The following is an 18,200-nucleotide window of genomic DNA, read 5'->3' on the forward strand; positions in this document are numbered from 1 at the left end:
TCGGTAGAAACCGCCGGCCTGCTAGAATGCGCGGCCATTCGCCTCGATCCATTCCAGTATGTCCCGACTCAATCCTCGGCAGCAGGAAGCCGTGAACTATGTCGGTGGTCCCCTTCTGGTGCTCGCCGGTGCTGGCTCCGGCAAGACCAGCGTGATCACCCGCAAGATTGCCTACCTGGTCCAGCAGTGCGGGATCCGCGCCCAGTACATCGTCGCAGTGACCTTCACCAACAAGGCCGCACGCGAGATGAAGGAGCGCGTCAGCTCACTGCTGCGCGGCGGTGAAGGCAAGGGCCTGACCGTCTCCACCTTCCACAACCTCGGGCTGAACATTATCCGCAAGGAACACGCCCGACTGGGCTACAAGCCCGGTTTTTCGATTTTCGATGAGTCGGACATCAAGGCGCTGCTCAGCGACATCATGCAGAAGGAGTATTCCGGGGATGATGGCGTCGACGAAATCAAGGGCTACATCGGCAACTGGAAGAACGACCTGATCCTGCCCGAAGAGGCCCTGGCCAAAGCACGCAACCCCAAGGAGCAGACCGCCGCCATCGTCTACCTGCACTACCAGCGCACGCTCAAGGCGTACAACGCGGTGGACTTCGACGACCTGATCCTGCTACCGGTAAAGCTGTTCCAGGACAACCCGGACATCCTGGAGAAATGGCAGAATCGCGTGCGCTACATGCTGGTGGACGAATACCAGGACACCAACGCCAGCCAGTACCTGCTGGTGAAGCTGCTGGTGCAGCACCGTGCCCAGTTCACCGTGGTCGGCGATGACGACCAGTCGATCTACGCCTGGCGTGGCGCGCGGCCGGAAAACCTGATGCAGCTGAAGGAAGACTTTCCCTCGCTGAAGGTGGTGATGCTGGAGCAGAACTACCGCTCCACCAGCCGCATCCTCAAGTGCGCGAACATCCTCATCGCCAACAATCCGCACGTGTTCGAGAAACAACTGTGGAGCGAAATGGGCGTGGGCGATCCGATCCGGGTGATCCGCTGCCGCAACGAGGACGCCGAGGCCGAGCGCATCGCCATGGAAATCCTCACCCTGCACTTACGCACCCAGCGCCCGTACAGCGAGTTCGCCATCCTCTACCGGGGCAACTACCAGGCCAAGCTGATGGAGCTCAAACTGCAGCACCACCAGATTCCCTATCGCCTGTCCGGCGGCACCAGCTTTTTCGGGCGCCAGGAAGTGAAGGACCTGATGTCCTACTTTCGCTTGCTGGTGAACCCGGATGACGACAATGCCTTCCTACGGGTGATCAACGTGCCGCGCCGCGAGATCGGCTCCACCACCCTGGAAAAGCTCGGTAACTACGCCACCGAACGCGGCATCTCGATGTACGCCGCCAGCGATGAGATGGGCCTTGCCGGACACCTCGACAGCCGCTTCAGCGAACGCCTGCAGCGCTTCAAGCGTTTCATGGACGGAGTGCGCCAGCAGTGCGCGCAGAACGATCCCATCGCCGCCCTGCGCAGCATGGTCATGGACATCGACTACGAGAACTGGATTCGCCAGAACGCCTCCAGCGACAAGGTCGCGGATTTCCGCATGGGCAATGTCTGGTTCCTCATCGACGCCCTGAAGAACACCCTGGAGCGCGACGAAGAAGGCGGCATGACCATCGAAGAGGCTATCGCCAAGCTGGTGCTGCGCGACATGCTCGAACGTCAGCAGGAAGAAGAGGAAGGCGCCGATGGCGTGCAGATGATGACTCTGCACGCATCCAAGGGTCTGGAGTTCCCCTACGTCTTCATCATGGGCGTGGAGGAGGAAATCCTGCCCCACCGCTCCAGCATCGAAGCGGACACCATCGAAGAAGAACGCCGCCTGGCCTACGTGGGCATCACCCGCGCGCGGCAGAACCTGGCGATGACCTTCGCCGCCAAGCGCAAGCAATACGGCGAGATCATCGACTGCTCGCCAAGTCGCTTCCTCGAGGAGCTCCCGCAAGAGGATCTCGAGTGGGAAGGCCTGGACGACGCACCAGTCGAGGTCAAGGCCGCACGTGGCAACACGGCATTGGCAGATATCCGTGCAATGCTGAAGAAATCCTGATCAGTCACCAATAATCCCGGCACAGACCGGGCTCCAACTTAGAACGAGGGTACGGGCGTGGAAGCGCTGAAACAGAAGATTCGCGACGAGGGCATTGTCCTCTCCGACCAGGTATTGAAGGTCGATGCCTTCCTCAACCACCAGATCGACCCGCAGCTGATGCAGCAGGTCGGCCACGAATTCGCCGAGCGCTTCCGCGGTCAGGGCATTACCAAGATCGTCACCATCGAGGCCTCCGGCATTGCACCGGCCGTGATGGCAGGCCTGGAACTGGGCGTACCGGTGATCTTCGCTCGCAAATACCAGTCGCTGACGCTGAAGGACAACCTTTACATCTCCAAGGTGTTCTCCTTCACCAAGCAGAGCGAAAGCACTATCGCCATCTCCGCCAAGCATCTGACCGCTGCCGACCATGTGCTGGTGATCGATGACTTCCTCGCCAACGGCCACGCGGCCAAGGCGCTCATCGACCTGATCCAGCAGGCCGGGGCGAGCATCGCCGGGATGGGGATCGTGATCGAGAAGTCGTTCCAGGAAGGTCGCAGCCTGCTGGAAAGCGAAGGCTATCGGGTCGAGTCACTGGCGCGGGTCAGTTCGCTTGCCGACGGCCAGGTCAGTTTCGTCGACTAAGCACCAGCCGCGACAACAGGTCGCAGCCGGCAGGCACAAAAAAACCGCCCTTGGGCGGCTTTTTTGTCGCTGTCGGGTCTATTACAGACCGGACATCTTCTTGATGGTGGCTTTCAGCTCATCATCGGTGCAGTCAGCACAGGTGCCTTTCGGCGGCATGGCATTGATTCCCGTGATGGCCTTGGCCAGGATGCCATCAAGGCCGCCCTGGTGGTCAGCACGCTCTTTCCAGGCTGCCTTGTCGCCGATCTTCGGCGCGCCGAGCACGCCAGCGGTGTGGCAAGCGCCACAATGTTTGGCAATGATGTCGTCCGGAGTACGAGCACCGCCGCCAGCGGCAGCAGCCACGGCACCGACGCCCTTGCACTCTTGCCCCATCACGCAGACTTCACCGACCGGCTTGATGCGTTCGGCGATGGCATCGTCGGTCGCGGCCTGAGCGCTGACAGCCCACAGGGCCAATACGGCGGCATGGGCCGCCAGCATTTTCTTGATTAGGTTCACCCTTACACCCTCATCGTGGCTAGAGACGCCCGCGGCCACGGTTTCGCGGGCGGGCGCAAGTATAACGGTAAGCCCGTCACGCTGAAATAACCCTGCAGGGCTCAATGCCAAGGCGTGACGGGAGAGCTTTTCAGAAATTCGCTGGCGAGGTGGCACTGATCAGTCGAGCAGGCACATCGTACGGGTTGCGAAAACGATGCGGTTTGCTGCTTTCGAAGTAGTAGCTATCGCCTGGCTCTAGCACGTAGACATCGCTGCCCACCGTGAGCTCCAGTCGCCCTTCCACCAGCATGCCGGCTTCCTCGCCGTCGTGGGCATACATCTCATCACCGGTATCGGAGCCTGGCGGGTAGGTTTCGTCCAGGAAGGCGATGGCCCGGCTCGGATGGGCCTTGCCCACCAGTTTCATGGTAATGGCGCCGCTACAGATGTCAGTGAGTTCGGAGGCCCGGTAGACGACCTGGACCTGATTGTCCTGCTCCAGGTCGAGCGAGAAGAATTCCACCAACGACATCGGAATACCGCCCAGCACCTTCTTCAGCGAACTGATGGAGGGGCTGACACTGTTCTTCTCGATCATGGAAATCGTGCTGTTGGTGACGCCCGCCCGCTTGGCGAGTTCACGCTGGGAGAGGCCTTTCAGCTTGCGAATGGCTTGCAGTCGAACACCAACGTCCAATGGCGGGATCCTCCTTGGGGATCAGGGGTGGTCACGGTCGCCGTATCATGGCAACAGCGTTCAGTATTTACAACACTCCGGTTGTCAATACTGCGCCAACTTTCCCTGCTCCAAAGAAAATCTTCGTAAAAGCAGTCACTTGGATAAACGATCAGAAACGATGATCGATTTCCTGATCACCCGCTCAGCTGTAAACCAACGGCACCCGGCGCAGGTTGCAGAAAATCTGGTACGGGATGGTGCCGGCGTGTGCCGCCACTTCGCTGGCCAGCACCTGCTTGCCCCACAGCTCGACACGGCTGCCCAGGCCCGCCTGCGGCAGGTCGGTCAGGTCAACGGTGAGCATGTCCATGGACACCCGGCCGATTAGGCGGCTGAACTGCCCGCCGATGGCCACCGGCGTCCCGGTCGGCGCGTGGCGCGGGTAGCCGTCGGCGTAACCCATGGCGACCACGCCGACACGGGTCGGACGATCAGTGACGAAACGCGCGCCGTAACCCACCGGCTGGCCCGCCGGCAGTTCGCGTACGCTGATGATCTTCGACTCCAGCGTCATGACCGGCTTCAGGCGCTCGGCCAGCGGATGCGCCTGCTCGAACGGCGTGGCGCCGTACAGCATGATGCCCGGGCGCACCCAATCGCTGGGGACTTGCGGCCAGCCCAGCACAGCCGGCGAGTTGCGCAGGCTCACTTCAGCCGACAGGTCGGCGCGGGCCCGCTCGAAGACGGCGACCTGCTCTTCGCTACTGGCGCAATCGAGCTCGTCGGCTCGGGCGAAGTGGCTCATCAGCACGATCCTCTCGACCTTGCCGCTGGCCTGCAGGCGTTGGTAAGCGTCGCGGTACTCGGCCGGGTGCAGGCCGACCCGGTGCATCCCAGAGTCCAGCTTGAGCCAGACCGTCAGCGGCTTGCGCAGTTCGGCCCGCTCGATGGCCTCGAGCTGCCAACTGGCGTGCACTACGGTCCAGAAATCATGCTCCTGGATCAGGCTGAGTTCGTCCGCCTCGAAGAACCCCTCAAGCAGCAGGATCGGTTTGCGGATGCCGGCCGCGCGTAGTTGCAGGGCCTCCTCGATACAAGCCACGGCGAATCCATTGGCCTCTCCCTCCAGCGCTTCGGCGCAGCGCACCGCGCCATGGCCGTAGGCATCTGCCTTGACTACGGCCAGCGCCTTGGCGCCGCTGACTTCACGGGCCAGACGATAGTTGTGGCGAAGGGCTTCGAAATCGATCAGGGCACGAGCGGGACGCATGGCGAGCTTCTTCTCTTATCGGAAAAAACCCGGCGCGAACGCCGGGCTGAGCAAGTTCGTTAAGGCAGGGCGGCGATAACCGTCATTTCCACCAGTACGTCAGGCGAGTACATCGCCGCCTCGACGCAGGCGCGGGCTGGCGCATGGCCGGCCGGCACCCAGGCATCCCATACCGCGTTCATCGCGGCGTAGTCGGCCGCCATGTCCTTGAGGTAGATGGTCACCGAGAGGATGCGGCTCTTGTCGGTGCCAGCCTCGGCCAGCATGCGGTCGATGCTGGCGAGGGTCTCGCGAGTCTGCTGTCCGACTCCCGCACTGTGGTTCTCATCCAACTGGCCGGCCAGATAGACCGTGCCGTTGTGGATGACGATTTCGCTGTAACGGGTTTCAGTGCGCAGGCGCTGGATTGACATTGTTCGGGGTCTCCTTGGAATTGCCATAGCGGAAGATGTCCAGGCCTTCGGCGCTGATCTGCGGACGCTTGCGCGCCATCAGGTCGGCCAACAGGCGGCCAGAGCCGCAGGCCATGGTCCAGCCAAGGGTACCGTGTCCAGTGTTGAGGAACAGGTTGCGGAACGGCGTCGCGCCCACGATTGGGGTGCCGTCCGGAGTGGCCGGGCGCAGGCCGGTCCAGAATTCGGCCTGCTCGAGTTCGCCGCCCTGCGGATAGAGGTCGGCGGTGATCATTTCCAGGGTCTCGCGGCGGCGCGGATTGAGCGACAGGTCGAAGCCTGCGATCTCGGCCATGCCGCCTACGCGGATGCGGTTGTCGAAACGGGTGATGGCGACCTTGTAGGTCTCGTCCAGGATGGTCGAGGTCGGGGCCATGGCCGGATCGGTGATCGGTACGGTCAGCGAGTAGCCTTTCAGCGGATAGACCGGTGCCTTGATACCCAGAGGTTTGAGCATCTGCGGGCTGTAGCTGCCAAGGGCGAGCACATAGCGGTCGGCGGTTTCCAGCTTGCCGTCGATCCACACGCCATTGATGCGATCACCGGCGAAATCCAGGCTCTGGATGTTCTGGCCGAAGCGGAATTCAACACCCAGTTGCACTGCCATCTCGGCGAGGCGAGTGGTGAACATCTGGCAGTCGCCGGTCTGGTCATTGGGCAGGCGCAGGGCGCCGGCCAGCTTGTGCTTGACGTTGGCCAGGGCCGGTTCGACGCGGGCAATACCATCGCGGTCGAGCAGTTCGTAGGGCACGCCGGAACGTTCGAGCACGGCGATGTCCTTGGCAGCAGCGTCAACCTGGGCCTGGGTGCGGAACAGTTGGGTGGTGCCGAGCGTACGGCCTTCGTAGGTGATGCCGGTTTCAGCGCGCAGCTCGTCGAGGCAATCGCGGCTGTACTCGGACAGGCGCACCATGCGCTCCTTGTTCACCGCGTAACGGGCAGCGGTGCAATTGCGCAGCATCTGCGACATCCACAGGTACTGGTCGATATCGCCAGTAGCCTTGATAGCCAGCGGGGCGTGCTTCTGCAGCAGCCACTTAATGGCTTTCAGCGGAACGCCGGGCGCGGCCCAGGGCGAAGCGTAGCCGGGGGATACCTGGCCGGCGTTGGCGAAGCTGGTTTCCTTGGCCACGGCGTCCTGACGGTCGACGACGACCACTTCAAAGCCGGAACGGGCCAGGTAATAGGCACTCGCGGTACCGATCACGCCACTGCCAAGAACCATCACTCGCATGTTTGCCTCCAGCGCAACGAGGAATTCGCTGCGTTTGTTATTTTGAGCGTTGATGGCGCGAAGTATATGGAGACAAGGCCAGTGATATTCACTATATAGATAGCTATATTTGGCGATAATTCTTGGCAAAATGCGCTTCAACGGAGGGGCATCCACCATGCGCACACAGCATCAATCCCGGCGTGAACTGGACAAGATAGACCGGAATATTTTACGAATCCTGCAGGAAGACGGCCGGATCTCCTTTACCGAACTAGGTGAGCGCGTCGGCCTCTCGACCACCCCCTGCACCGAGCGCGTTCGCCGCCTGGAGCGCGAAGGCATCATCCTTGGCTACAACGCGCGGCTTAACCCGCAACACCTGAAGGCCAGCCTGCTGGTGTTCGTCGAAATCAGCCTGGACTACAAGTCCGGCGACACCTTCGAGGACTTCCGCCGCGCCGTGCTGAAGCTGCCACACGTGCTCGAATGCCATCTGGTCTCTGGCGATTTCGACTACCTGGTGAAGGCCCGGATCAACGAGATGGCCTCGTATCGCAAGCTTCTCGGAGACATCCTGCTGAAGCTGCCACACGTGCGTGAATCCAAGTCCTACATCGTCATGGAAGAAGTGAAGGAGTCCCTCAACCTGCCCATTCCGGATTGAGCGCAACCTGGACGACCTACCCCCTTGGCAGCGCCGAGGGGTTCGACTTATCCTGCCCGGGCGTTTAATTTTAACAACACAATAATCAGGATTTCGCACATGAACGCCCGCGTTCGCCTCCCGGTGCACACCGATCAGCACGCCCCCTCCTATTACGCTGCGAGCGCCAATCGGCGCATCGACTACCCGCCGTTGGCAGGTGAGGAGCTGGCTGATGTTTGCATTGTCGGTGGCGGATTTTCCGGGCTGAACACTGCCATCGAGTTAGCCCAGCGCGGCCTCTCAGTGGCGCTGCTCGAAGCCCGGCAGATCGGCTGGGGTGCCAGCGGGCGCAACGGCGGACAATTGATCCGCGGCGTCGGCCATGGCGTCGAGCAGTTCGAGCCAGTGATCGGTGCCGAGGGCGTCCGCGCCCTCAAGCTGATGGGCCTGGAGGCGGTAGAGATCGTCCGTCAGCGGGTCGAGCAATTCGCCATCGACTGCGACTTGACCTGGGGCTACTGCGATCTGGCTAACCGCCCGCGTGACCTGGAAGGCTTCGCCGAGGACAAAGCAGAGCTCGAAAGCCTGGGCTATCGCCATGAGCTGCGCCTGGTGCAGCCCGGCGAGATGCGTAGCGTGGTGGGCTCCGACCGCTATGTCGGCGGGCTGATAGACATGGGCTCCGGGCACCTGCATCCGCTCAACCTGGCCCTCGGTGAAGCGGCTGCGGCCGCCTCGCTGGGCGTGCGACTGTTCGAGCACTCGACGGTGACGAGGATTGACTACGGCGCAGAAGTGAAGGTGCACACTGCGCACGGCCACGTTCGCGCCAAAACGCTGGTGCTTGGCTGCAACGCCTATCTGAACAATCTCAACCCGGCCCTGGGCGGCAAGGTGCTGCCAGCCGGCAGCTACGTCATTGCCACCGAGCCCCTCTCCAGGGAGCTCGCACATGAGCTGCTGCCGCAGAACATGGCGGTTTGCGACCAACGCGTCGCACTGGATTACTACCGCCTGTCCGCCGACCGCCGCCTGCTGTTCGGCGGTGCCTGCCATTACTCCGGGCGCGACCCGGCCGACATCGAAACGTACATGCGGCCGAAGATGCTCAAGGTGTTCCCGCAGTTGGAGCACGTGCGAGTCGACTTTCAGTGGGGCGGGATGATTGGCATCGGTGCCAACCGCCTACCTCAGATCGGTCGACTGGCGGACCAGCCCAACGTCTACTTCGCCCAGGCCTACTCCGGCCATGGGCTGAACGCTACTCACCTGGCCGGCAAGCTCCTGGCCGAAGCCATCAGCGGGCAACAGAGCCAAGGCTTCGACATCTTCGCCAAGGTACCGCACATGACCTTCCCCGGCGGCCGCTACCTTCGCTCGCCATTGCTGGCGCTAGGTATGGCCTGGTACCGCTTGAAGGAAGCCGTTGGGGTGGTTTGATTCTGTAGGGTGGACGGGCTCTGCAGGAAAGCAGAGCCTGGCTTAGCTCAGTCAGCAGCAGTTGCCGCTTCATCCTCGAACAGCTCCCGGTTCCAGGCCAGCCAGACGAAGCCGGCCGCGCCCAAGGCCATCATCAGCGGCAGTGCGTGACCGCTGATCCACTGGCTCGCGGCCCCGGTAGCCAAGGGCCCGACCAGGCAACCGATGCCCCAGAGCTGGGCGACGTGGGCGTTGGCGCGGACCAGTTCATCATCGCGATAATGCTCGCCGATCAGGATCAGTGCCAGGGTGAAGAGACCGCCAGCACTGGCACCGAACAGCACCCAGATCGGCCAGATCACTGGTGTGTGCAGCAACAGCGGAATGGCCAAGCTGCTGACCAGCAAGGTCAGGCCACAGGCCCGAAACAGAGTGCGGCGGGACATGCGATCGGCCAACCAGCCAATCGGCAACTGCAGGGCGGCGTCACCCACCACCACCACACTGGCCATGAGCAAAGCGACTTCCTGGTTGAAGCCCTGGCGCAAGCCATAGATCGGCAGCAGGGTCAGCATCATCGCTTCGAACGCAGCGAACAGCACCACGGCCCAAGCGATGGTCGGCAAGCGACTACAGAAGGCCCACAGACCGCGACCGGATGCGCTATGGGCGTCGACACTGGGCGCCCCGGCACGGCCAAGTAGCAGCAGCGAGCCGCCAATCAGTAAGCCGGTGCCAGTCCAGAAACCGAGGTCGTTGGTCGTGCCCAGTGCGCTGAGCAGCAGCGGGCCAGAAAGTTGGCTGAGCGCATAGCCCGTGCCATAGAGCGCCACCAGCCGACCGCGCCACTCTTCCACCGCGAGCTGGTTGATCCAGCTTTCGCCGAGGATGAATACCACCGTCAGGGCCACGCCGATCAACAGGCGCAGCGCTACCCAGACCGGGTAGCTCTGTACCACCGCCAGCAGGGCCACGGAGAGCGCCCCCACCAGCAGGCACATCTGCATCAGCGAGGTCGTGCCGAAACGCGCGGCCAGTCGCCCGGCGAGGCTGGCCCCGAGCAGCACGCCGACGGCCGGGGTCGCCGCCATCACGCCAATGGCGAAGGTGCCGTGGCCCCAACTCTCGAGACGCAGAGAGACCAGTGGCATGGTCACCCCGAGAGCGAGTCCGATGCTGATGACTGCGCCGCACACGGCGAAGTAGGTTCCCCAACGCATTGCCAACGACCTCCATTCCGTAAAGGACGCATTTAACGGGTGATACAAGCGCCTGCGGCCGGGTCCCTTGAGGGAACCCGGCCGCAGGCGTGGCTCAGATGAGCCGGCCCCTCAGAAGAGGGACGGACCTTACCTAGCTCAGAGCTTGATCCAGGTAGCTTTCAGCTCAGTGTACTTGTCGAAGGCGTGTAGCGACTTGTCACGGCCGTTGCCGGACTGCTTGAAGCCGCCGAACGGTGCGGTCATGTCGCCGCCATCGTACTGGTTGACCCAGACGCTGCCGGCACGCAGGGCCTTGGAGACCAAGTGAGCCTTGGACAGGTTGCTGGTCCACACCGCAGCGGCCAGGCCGTAGACGGTATCGTTGGCGATCTGCACCGCTTCTTCGACGTCGTCAAAGGCGATGACCGAGAGCACTGGTCCGAAGATCTCTTCCTTGGCGATGCGCATGGCATTGTCCACGCCGTCGAAGATGGTCGGCTCGACGTAGGTACCGCCGGTTTCCTCCAGCACGCGATGACCGCCGGCCACCAGTTTGGCGCCATCGTCATGGCCAGCCTGGATGTAGGACAGCACGTTGTTCATCTGGGTGGTGTCAACCAAGGCACCGACGTTGGTCGCCGGGTCCAGCGGGTTGCCCGGTTTCCAGGCCTTGATCGCTTCGACCACCATCGGCACGAACTGGTCCTTGATCGAACGTTCCACCAGGAGTCGCGAACCGGCAGTGCAGACTTCGCCCTGGTTGAATGCGATGGCACCAGCAGCAGCCTCGGCGGCCGCCTTGAGATCAGGCGCGTCGGCGAAAACGATGTTCGGGCTCTTGCCGCCGGCTTCCAGCCAAACGCGCTTCATGTTGGACTCGCCGGCGTAGATCATCAGCTGCTTGGCGATCTTGGTTGAACCGGTGAACACCAGGGTATCGACGTCCATGTGCAGGGCCAGGGCCTTGCCCACGGTGTGGCCGAAGCCTGGCAGCACGTTGAGCACGCCCGCCGGGATGCCGGCCTCGATGGCCAGCTGGGCCAGTCGAATGGCGGTCAGCGGAGACTTCTCGGACGGCTTGAGGACCACCGAGTTACCGGTGGACAGCGCCGGACCGAGCTTCCAGCAGGTCATCAGCAGCGGGAAGTTCCACGGCACGATGGCGGCAACCACGCCGACCGGCTCGCGAGTCACCAGGCCCAGCTCGTTGTGCGGGGTGGCGGCGACTTCGTCGTAGATCTTGTCGATGGCTTCGCCATTCCAGCGAATCGCGCGGGAGGCGGCATTGACGTCGACGCTCAGCGAGTCGCTGATCGGCTTGCCCATATCCAGGGTTTCCAGCAGGGCCAGTTCTTCGCCGTGGGCGTCGATCAGATCGGCGAAGCGAATCATCACTTCCTTGCGCTTGACCGGCGCCAGGCGCGACCACACGCCGGATTCGAAGGTCGCGCGGGCGTCCTTGACCGCCAGTTCAGCGTCAGCCAGGTCGCAACTGGCCACCTTGCCCAGCAGCCGGCCATCGACCGGGCTGATGCAATCGAAGGTGTCGCCGGAAACAGCGTGGGTGTACTCGCCGTGGATGAAAGCGCGCGTCTCGATCTGTACGGACTTGGCGCGCTGTTCCCAGTCTGCTCGGGTCAGGGTGGTCATGGAGTTTTCCTCTTATTAGTAGAAGCGCGGCTGGATTCAGGCACGCACTGTCAAAAATTCTGCAAGGTCGACCTATGAATCGCCATGTTCGCAACCCTAAACCAGAGGACCCAGCCTTTTCAATATATTTGACAAAAATCCGCCAAACACCCTTGTCATGTTCGTTTTATTAAACATAGACTTCGTCAGAATCAGCCCTACAGCCTTACCTCGCCTTTCTGGTGGCCATAATGACGAACAACACCTCACCTCAACCGGGCAGAATAACCAACAGCCTCGACGATTTCTGGATGCCATTCACGGCCAACCGCCAGTTCAAGGCAAAGCCGCGCCTGCTGGAAAGCGCCGAGGGCATGTACTTCACCGCCACCGATGGGCGCAAGGTGCTCGATGGCACCGCTGGTCTCTGGTGTTGCAATGCCGGCCACGGCCGCCGCGAAATTACCGAAGCAGTGAGCCGGCAGATCGCCAAGCTCGACTTCGCGCCGACCTTCCAGATGGGCCACCCGCTGCCTTTCGAGTTGGCCGAACGCCTGGCAGAGATCGCGCCAAAGGGCCTGAACAAGGTTTTCTTCACCAACTCCGGCTCCGAGTCCGCAGATACCGCCCTGAAGATCGCCCTGGCTTATCAGCGCGCCATCGGCCAGGGCACCCGCACTCGCCTGATCGGTCGCGAGCTGGGCTACCACGGCGTGGGCTTCGGCGGCATTTCAGTCGGAGGGATGGTCAACAACCGCAAGGCTTTCAGCACACTACTGCCCAACGTGGATCATCTGCCGCACACACTGGATATCCAGCGCAACGCCTTCAGCCGTGGGCTGCCGGAGTTCGGCATCGAGAAGGCCGACGAGCTGGAGCGCCTGGTGACGTTGCACGGTGCCGAGAATATCGCTGCGGTGATCGTTGAGCCGATGTCGGGTTCCGCGGGCGTGATCCTGCCGCCGGTGGGCTACCTGCAGCGCCTGCGCGAAATCACCCGCAAGCATGGCATCCTGTTGATCTTCGATGAAGTGATCACCGGTTTTGGCCGCATTGGCGAAGCCTTCGCCGCCCAGCGCTGGGGCGTCACGCCGGACATCATCACCTGTGCCAAGGGCCTGACCAACGGCGCCATCCCCATGGGCGCGGTGTTCGTCGACGAGCAGATCTACCAGGCTTTCATGCAAGGCCCGGAAAGCAACATCGAGTTCTTCCACGGCTACACCTATTCCGGCCATCCGGTGGCCTGCGCCGCCGCCCTGGCCACCCTGGACATCTACCAGAACGATCGCCTGTTCCAGCAGGCCATCGAACTGGAAGGCTACTGGCAGGAGGCGCTGCTCAGCCTTCGCGACCTACCCAACGTCATTGACATTCGCGCCATCGGCCTGGTCGGCGGCCTGCAACTGGCACCGAGCGCCGAAGGTGCTGGCAAGCGCGGCTTCCAGGTCTTCGAACAGTGCTTCCAGGACAACGTGATGGTCCGCGTGACCGGCGACACCATCGCCATGTCGCCACCACTGATCGTCGAGAAAGCCCAGATCGATACGCTCATCGCCACGCTTGGCGATGCTATCCACAAAGCTTCTTGAACAGGAACGCTGCCATGAATGTGCAACAGATCGTCGACTTCGCCCAGGCCACCACCGCGCCCGAACATTACCGCCCCGCCGCCGAAAAAATCCTCAAGGGCGATCCCGAGCAGAGCGTACGCAACCATTACGCCAGCCCCTGTGGGCAGTTCAATGCCGGTGTCTGGGAAGGTGCCGTCGGTCACTGGACGGTGAACTACACCGAGCATGAATACTGCGAAATCCTGCAGGGCGTGTCGGTCATCCGCGACAAGGATGGCAATGCCAAGACCTTGCGCGTCGGCGACCGTTTCGTGATCCCGGCCGGATTCTCCGGCACCTGGGAGGTGCTGGAGCCCTGTCGCAAGGTTTACGTGATGTTCGAGCAGGCGGCCAAATAGTCCCGCTCATCCCCTGATGCTTGTCACCCTTCAGCCCGCGCTTCGCGGGCTTTTTTATGGGCGCGGATCGGGATCCGGCCTTTTCCTGCCCTCATTCAAAGGGAGAAATCGCACACATGAAAAAGCCCGCCATATAGGCGGGCTTTTTCGACAAGGGCCGGATCAATTACTTGATCTTGGCTTCCTTGTAGATCACGTGCTTACGCACAACCGGATCGAACTTCTTGATCTCGATCTTTTCGGGAGTGGTGCGCTTGTTCTTGTCGGTGGTGTAGAAGTGGCCGGTACCGGCGCTGGACACCAAACGGATCAGTTCACGCATGATTAGCTCCTTAAACCTTTTCGCCGCGAGCACGCAGCTCGCTCAGCACGACGTCGATACCGCGCTTGTCGATGATACGCATGCCCTTGGCGGAAACGCGCAGACGCACAAAGCGCTTCTCGGACTCGACCCAGAAGCGATGGTGCTGCAGGTTCGGCAGGAAACGACGACGGGTTTTGTTGTTAGCGTGGGAAATATTGTTCCCGGTAACCGGACCCTTACCGGTTACTTGACAGACTCTCGACATGCCTCAGCCCTCTAAACCACATGCCCAACCCGGCATGGGTTGGCCGCTTGAACTCTAACTTGGGTGGGCGCTTCAGCGCCCGTCTCGTCAGGGTCTTACCGGCCGCATAATGAATGCGAAAGACCGGGCCCCCAGAAAAGAGCGCTGCTTTATATCAGAAACCCCCTAGTGCAGCAAGGGCCGTAGCGATTTACCCACAGGCCCGGAACGCGCCCAAAGCACGCACAGCCGCTACTTCGGGAGGCACAGGGCAGGGCGACCGCTCGTCGCCCGCCGCCGATTGTCCTGTATCCGGCATTGGTCTAGGGTTAGGCCCTTGGCCCGCCGCTGGCCGCCCCTCTTCCCCGCAAAGGAGTTTGCCATGCGTTTCGCCGCCCTCCCGCTGCTATTCGCCCCGCTGCTGGCCCAGGCCGCCAATCTCAGCGTCTGTACCGAGGCGAGCCCAGAAGGCTTCGACGTGGTGCAGTACAACTCCCTGACCACCACCAATGCTTCGGCAGACGTGTTGATGAACCGCTTGGTGGAGTTCGATGCCGAACGTGGCCAGCTGGTACCCGGCCTGGCAGAGCGTTGGGAGGTTTCGTCCGACGGTCTGGTCTACAGCTTCCACCTGCACCAGGGCGTGGCCTTCCACACCACGGACTACTTCACCCCGAGCCGCCCACTGACTGCGGACGATGTCGTCTTCAGCTTCCAGCGCATGCTCGACCCGGCCCACCCTTGGCACAAGGTTGCGCAAAGTGGATTCCCTCATGCCCAGTCGATGCAGTTGCCGAGCCTGATCAAGGGCGTCGAAAGTGCCGGCGACCGAGAAGTGCGCTTTACCCTGACCAAGCCTGACGCCACTTTCCTGGCCACCCTGAGCATGGGCTTCGCCTCTATCTATTCGGCAGAGTACGCCGATCAGTTGATGAAATCCGGGACGCCGGAGAAGCTCAACGCCTACCCCATTGGCACCGGCCCTTTCGTCTTCAAGCGCTTCCAGAAGGATGCCTCTGTGCGCTACGCGGCCAACCCGACCTACTTCGCCGGTAAGCCAGGTGTCGACGGGCTAGTTTTCGCCATCACCCCTGATGCCAATGTGCGCCTGCAGAAGCTGCGCCGGGGCGAGTGCCAGATTGCCCTTTCGCCCAAGCCGCTGGATGTTCAGGCCGCGTCCGGCGACACCGCGATCCGGGTCATCCAGACACCCGCCTTCATGACCGCCTTCGTCGGCATCAACAGCCAGCATGCCCCGCTGGACCAGCCCAAGGTGCGCCAGGCGATCAACATGGCCTTCGATAAGGTCAGCTACCTGAAGGCGGTATTCGACGGCAGCGCCAGCGCTGCGGATGGCCCCTTCCCACCGAACACCTGGAGCTACGCCAACCAGCTGCCGGCCTATCCGCATGACCCGGCGAAAGCCAAGGACTTGTTGGCCGAGGCCGGTCTCAAGGACGGCTTCAAGACCACGATCTGGACGCGCCCGTCCGGCAGCCTGCTCAACCCGAACCCCAGTCTCGGCGCTCAGCTGCTGCAGGCCGACCTGGCCAAGGTGGGCATCCAGGCGGAGATCCGCGTGATCGAATGGGGCGAACTGATCCGCCGCGCCAAAGCCGGCGAGCATGACCTGCTGTTCATGGGCTGGGCTGGCGATAATGGCGATCCGGACAACTTCCTCACACCGCAATTCTCCTGCGCCTCGGTGCAGTCCGGACTGAACTTCGCGCGATTCTGCAATCCCGAACTGGACAAGCTGATCAGCGACGGCAAGACCCACAGCACCCAGGCCGAACGCGCTGCGCTCTACGAGAAGGCCCAGCAGATCATCCGCGAGCAGGCACTGTGGCTTCCCCTCGCTCACCCCACCGCCTTTGCCCTGACCCGTGCGAGCGTCGAGGGTTATAAGGTCAGTCCGTTTGGCCGGCAGGATTTCTCCAAGGTCAGACTCGCGCCTTAAACCCAGCCATACTCCGCCATCGACAGCGGCTCGCCATCGCCGACGATGAAGTGATCGAGCACCCGCACGTCGATCAGCGCCAGCGCCTCCTTCAGGCGCTGGGTCAGCTGCCGATCAGCCTCGCTGGGCTCGGCGACCCCGGAGGGGTGGTTGTGCGTCAGGATCAAGGCTGCGGCGTTGTGTGCCAACGCGCGCTTGACCACCTGGCGCGGATAGACGCTGGCACCGTCGATGGTGCCGTGAAACAGCACCTCGAAGGCCAGCACCCGGTGCTTGGAATCCATGAACAGGCAGGCGAACTGCTCGTGATGCGCATGCCGCAACTGTGCCTTCAGGTAAGCGCGTACAGCCTGAGGACTCTCCAGCGCGGAATCGCGGCGTAGCCCTTCGGCCAGGTGGCGCCTGGCTATTTCCAGCACCGCCTGCAACTGGGCGAACTTGGCCGGCCCCAGGCCCAGATGCTGGCAGAAGGATTCTAGGTCCGCCTCCAGCAGCGGACGCAGACCGCCGAATTCGCTGAGCAGCTGGCGGGCGAGATCCACCGCGCTACGGCCGGCGACGCCAGTACGCAAGAAGATGGCCAGAAGCTCGGCATCACTGAGGGCTGCCGCGCCCTGGTCGAGAAGTTTCTCCCGCGGACGCTCCGCCGCGGGCCAATGTCGAATGCTCATGAGACCTCCCTGGTTGAGCTGCGCCGCTGTTCCGATGCGGGCGCTGTGCTATCTTACCCCACCCTTTTTGCGCGGCGGCCGGTCTGGGGAGGCCCCGCCGCAGCGCATCGTCAACATCCATAGAAAGGCAGGCCTATGCAGCGGCTCTATCGGAAACGCATCCTCCTGGGCGTGGGCGGCGGCATTGCTGCCTACAAGAGTGCTGAGCTGGTCCGCCGACTGCGTGACCAAGGCGCGGAAGTCCGCGTGGTGATGACCCAGGGCGGCCGTGAGTTCATCACACCGCTGACCCTCCAGGCCCTCTCCGGTCACCCGGTCCACCTGGAATTGCTAGACACCGCCGCCGAAGCGGCCATGGGTCATATCGAACTGGCCCGCTGGGCCGACCTGGTGCTGATCGCGCCGGCCACCGCCGACCTGATTGCGCGCTTGGCCCAGGGCATGGCCGACGACCTCCTGAGCACTCTGGTACTGGCCACCGATGCGCCGGTCGCCCTGGCCCCAGCCATGAACCAGGCGATGTGGCGCGACCCGGCCACCCAGGCCAACCTCGAACTGCTGGGTCAGCGCGGTTTCCGCCTGTTCGGCCCGGCATCGGGCAGCCAGGCCTGCGGTGACGTCGGCCTCGGCCGCATGCTGGAGGCCGAGGAGCTGGCACAACGCGCCGCCGACTGCTTCGAGCATCGCGCCCTGACCGGCCGCCATGTGCTGATCACCGCCGGACCGACCCAGGAAAACATCGACCCGGTGCGCTACATCACCAACCACAGCTCCGGCAAAATGGGCTTTGCCCTGGCTGAAGCCGCAGTGGAGGCTGGTGCCAAGGTGACGCTGATCACCGGCCCAGTGCACCTGCCGACGCCGGATCGGGTCAACCGCATCGATGTGATCAGCGCGCGTGACATGCTGGCGGCCTGCGAAGCGGCGATGCCCTGCGACTTGCTGATCGCCGCGGCCGCCGTCGCCGACTACCGCCCCGAAGTGGTGGCCCAGCACAAGATGAAGAAGGACCCGACCAGCGGCGAAGGCCTGTTGCTGCAGCTGGTACGCAACCCCGATATTCTCGCCACCCTTGCCGGCCGTCCCGATCGCCCCTTCAGCGTCGGCTTCGCCGCCGAGACCGAGAACCTGCTCGAATACGCTTCGCGCAAACTCAAGGACAAGAACCTCGATCTGATCGTCGCCAATGATGTGGCCAACCCCACCATCGGCTTCAACAGCGAGGAAAACGCCATCACCATCATCGACCGCGACCTGGGCCAGACCAGCTTTGCCCAGACCAGCAAGGGCAAGATCGCCCGTCAGCTGATCATCTTCATCGCCGACCGCCTCAACCAGGCCTGAGACCT

The 18,200-nt window shown here is 62.6% G+C and carries 18 protein-coding genes; 8 read left to right on the forward strand and 10 right to left on the reverse strand.

Features of this window, described 5'->3' with window-relative positions; all coding sequences use genetic code 11:
* Positions 1 to 58 precede the first annotated feature (58 nt).
* Together rep and OXH74_RS07440 are read left to right on the forward strand one after the other, a co-directional pair.
* Entirely contained in the window at positions 59 to 2,071 is a 2,013-nt protein-coding gene (gene rep / locus OXH74_RS07435; RefSeq protein ID WP_375740683.1) for a DNA helicase Rep, read from the forward strand.
* A 57-nt stretch (positions 2,072 to 2,128) separates the two neighbouring features.
* Positions 2,129 to 2,701: a xanthine phosphoribosyltransferase gene (locus OXH74_RS07440; RefSeq protein WP_375740684.1), complete on the forward strand. Its 573-nt coding sequence runs from the start codon at positions 2,129 to 2,131 to the stop codon at positions 2,699 to 2,701.
* Between the two features lie 81 nt (positions 2,702 to 2,782).
* On the opposite strand, the gene OXH74_RS07445 is transcribed toward OXH74_RS07440, so the two are convergent.
* From OXH74_RS07445 to dadA, 5 genes are all read right to left on the reverse strand, one after another.
* Positions 2,783 to 3,205 (reverse strand): c-type cytochrome, encoded by a 423-nt coding sequence (locus tag OXH74_RS07445; RefSeq protein ID WP_349814428.1) that lies wholly within the window; start codon positions 3,203 to 3,205, stop codon positions 2,783 to 2,785.
* Positions 3,206 to 3,335: 130 nt separating this feature from the next.
* Positions 3,336 to 3,884, reverse strand: coding sequence for a cupin domain-containing protein (locus OXH74_RS07450; RefSeq protein ID WP_375740685.1), 549 nt, complete (start codon positions 3,882 to 3,884; stop codon positions 3,336 to 3,338).
* Positions 3,885 to 4,068: 184 nt separating this feature from the next.
* Complete coding sequence (alr, locus tag OXH74_RS07455) at positions 4,069 to 5,136, reverse strand: alanine racemase (RefSeq protein ID WP_375740686.1); 1,068 nt, start codon at positions 5,134 to 5,136, stop codon at positions 4,069 to 4,071.
* Positions 5,137 to 5,195: 59 nt separating this feature from the next.
* A complete protein-coding gene (locus OXH74_RS07460; protein ID WP_375740687.1) occupies positions 5,196 to 5,549 on the reverse strand; it encodes a RidA family protein in 354 nt (117 codons plus the stop codon).
* Entirely contained in the window at positions 5,524 to 6,822 is a 1,299-nt protein-coding gene (gene dadA, locus OXH74_RS07465) for a D-amino acid dehydrogenase (protein ID WP_375740688.1), read from the reverse strand. Before dadA ends, OXH74_RS07460 begins: the two co-directional genes overlap by 26 nt.
* A 157-nt stretch (positions 6,823 to 6,979) precedes the next feature.
* Between dadA and OXH74_RS07470 the strand changes: the two genes are divergently transcribed.
* Both OXH74_RS07470 and OXH74_RS07475 read left to right on the forward strand, forming a co-directional pair.
* The gene (locus OXH74_RS07470; RefSeq protein ID WP_016495366.1) at positions 6,980 to 7,468 is read left to right on the forward strand and encodes an Lrp/AsnC ligand binding domain-containing protein; all 489 of its coding nucleotides are present in this window, start codon (positions 6,980 to 6,982) and stop codon (positions 7,466 to 7,468) included.
* A gap of 99 nt (positions 7,469 to 7,567) precedes the next feature.
* The gene (locus OXH74_RS07475) at positions 7,568 to 8,890 is read left to right on the forward strand and encodes an NAD(P)/FAD-dependent oxidoreductase (protein WP_375740689.1); all 1,323 of its coding nucleotides are present in this window, start codon (positions 7,568 to 7,570) and stop codon (positions 8,888 to 8,890) included.
* A gap of 47 nt (positions 8,891 to 8,937) precedes the next feature.
* Here the strand turns inward: OXH74_RS07475 and OXH74_RS07480 are convergent, their stop codons facing one another.
* A complete protein-coding gene (locus OXH74_RS07480; RefSeq protein ID WP_215372276.1) occupies positions 8,938 to 10,089 on the reverse strand; it encodes an MFS transporter in 1,152 nt (383 codons plus the stop codon).
* Between the two features lie 138 nt (positions 10,090 to 10,227).
* Positions 10,228 to 11,721: an aldehyde dehydrogenase gene (locus OXH74_RS07485; RefSeq protein WP_215372278.1), complete on the reverse strand. Its 1,494-nt coding sequence runs from the start codon at positions 11,719 to 11,721 to the stop codon at positions 10,228 to 10,230.
* 230 nt (positions 11,722 to 11,951) lie between these two features.
* Between OXH74_RS07485 and OXH74_RS07490 the strand changes: the two genes are divergently transcribed.
* Both OXH74_RS07490 and OXH74_RS07495 read left to right on the forward strand, forming a co-directional pair.
* Complete coding sequence (locus tag OXH74_RS07490) at positions 11,952 to 13,292, forward strand: aspartate aminotransferase family protein (RefSeq protein ID WP_375740690.1); 1,341 nt, start codon at positions 11,952 to 11,954, stop codon at positions 13,290 to 13,292.
* 14 nt (positions 13,293 to 13,306) lie between these two features.
* Entirely contained in the window at positions 13,307 to 13,672 is a 366-nt protein-coding gene (locus OXH74_RS07495; protein WP_215372282.1) for a cupin domain-containing protein, read from the forward strand.
* Between the two features lie 166 nt (positions 13,673 to 13,838).
* On the opposite strand, the gene rpmG is transcribed toward OXH74_RS07495, so the two are convergent.
* Together rpmG and rpmB are read right to left on the reverse strand one after the other, a co-directional pair.
* Positions 13,839 to 13,994: a 50S ribosomal protein L33 gene (rpmG, locus tag OXH74_RS07500; protein WP_215372284.1), complete on the reverse strand. Its 156-nt coding sequence runs from the start codon at positions 13,992 to 13,994 to the stop codon at positions 13,839 to 13,841.
* Positions 13,995 to 14,004: 10 nt separating this feature from the next.
* On the reverse strand, positions 14,005 to 14,241 hold the full coding sequence (rpmB, locus tag OXH74_RS07505; RefSeq protein ID WP_039806568.1) for a 50S ribosomal protein L28: 237 nt from the start codon (positions 14,239 to 14,241) through the stop codon (positions 14,005 to 14,007).
* Between the two features lie 361 nt (positions 14,242 to 14,602).
* Here rpmB and OXH74_RS07510 point away from each other — a divergent pair, with 361 nt between their 5' ends.
* The gene (locus OXH74_RS07510) at positions 14,603 to 16,180 is read left to right on the forward strand and encodes an ABC transporter substrate-binding protein (RefSeq protein ID WP_375740691.1); all 1,578 of its coding nucleotides are present in this window, start codon (positions 14,603 to 14,605) and stop codon (positions 16,178 to 16,180) included.
* Here OXH74_RS07510 and radC read toward each other — a convergent pair.
* Positions 16,177 to 16,851: a DNA repair protein RadC gene (radC, locus tag OXH74_RS07515; RefSeq protein WP_375740692.1), complete on the reverse strand. Its 675-nt coding sequence runs from the start codon at positions 16,849 to 16,851 to the stop codon at positions 16,177 to 16,179. The genes OXH74_RS07510 and radC overlap by 4 nt on opposite strands.
* Positions 16,852 to 16,986: 135 nt before the next feature.
* Between radC and coaBC the strand changes: the two genes are divergently transcribed.
* Positions 16,987 to 18,195: a bifunctional phosphopantothenoylcysteine decarboxylase/phosphopantothenate--cysteine ligase CoaBC gene (gene coaBC, locus OXH74_RS07520; protein WP_375740693.1), complete on the forward strand. Its 1,209-nt coding sequence runs from the start codon at positions 16,987 to 16,989 to the stop codon at positions 18,193 to 18,195.
* Positions 18,196 to 18,200 lie beyond the last annotated feature (5 nt).

Source organism: Metapseudomonas boanensis (assembly GCF_042232855.1).
Lineage (GTDB): Bacteria > Pseudomonadota > Gammaproteobacteria > Pseudomonadales > Pseudomonadaceae > Metapseudomonas > Metapseudomonas boanensis.

Coding starts and splice junctions, on each gene's coding strand:
- rep (WP_375740683.1), top strand. CDS start 59: ATGTCCCGACTCAATCCTCGGCAGCAGGAAGCCGTGAACTATGTCGGT.
- alr (WP_375740686.1), bottom strand. CDS start 5,136: ATGCGTCCCGCTCGTGCCCTGATCGATTTCGAAGCCCTTCGCCACAAC.
- OXH74_RS07460 (WP_375740687.1), bottom strand. CDS start 5,549: ATGTCAATCCAGCGCCTGCGCACTGAAACCCGTTACAGCGAAATCGTC.
- dadA (WP_375740688.1), bottom strand. CDS start 6,822: ATGCGAGTGATGGTTCTTGGCAGTGGCGTGATCGGTACCGCGAGTGCC.
- OXH74_RS07470 (WP_016495366.1), top strand. CDS start 6,980: ATGCGCACACAGCATCAATCCCGGCGTGAACTGGACAAGATAGACCGG.
- OXH74_RS07475 (WP_375740689.1), top strand. CDS start 7,568: ATGAACGCCCGCGTTCGCCTCCCGGTGCACACCGATCAGCACGCCCCC.
- OXH74_RS07480 (WP_215372276.1), bottom strand. CDS start 10,089: ATGCGTTGGGGAACCTACTTCGCCGTGTGCGGCGCAGTCATCAGCATC.
- OXH74_RS07485 (WP_215372278.1), bottom strand. CDS start 11,721: ATGACCACCCTGACCCGAGCAGACTGGGAACAGCGCGCCAAGTCCGTA.
- OXH74_RS07490 (WP_375740690.1), top strand. CDS start 11,952: ATGACGAACAACACCTCACCTCAACCGGGCAGAATAACCAACAGCCTC.
- OXH74_RS07495 (WP_215372282.1), top strand. CDS start 13,307: ATGAATGTGCAACAGATCGTCGACTTCGCCCAGGCCACCACCGCGCCC.
- rpmG (WP_215372284.1), bottom strand. CDS start 13,994: ATGCGTGAACTGATCCGTTTGGTGTCCAGCGCCGGTACCGGCCACTTC.
- rpmB (WP_039806568.1), bottom strand. CDS start 14,241: ATGTCGAGAGTCTGTCAAGTAACCGGTAAGGGTCCGGTTACCGGGAAC.
- OXH74_RS07510 (WP_375740691.1), top strand. CDS start 14,603: ATGCGTTTCGCCGCCCTCCCGCTGCTATTCGCCCCGCTGCTGGCCCAG.
- radC (WP_375740692.1), bottom strand. CDS start 16,851: ATGAGCATTCGACATTGGCCCGCGGCGGAGCGTCCGCGGGAGAAACTT.
- coaBC (WP_375740693.1), top strand. CDS start 16,987: ATGCAGCGGCTCTATCGGAAACGCATCCTCCTGGGCGTGGGCGGCGGC.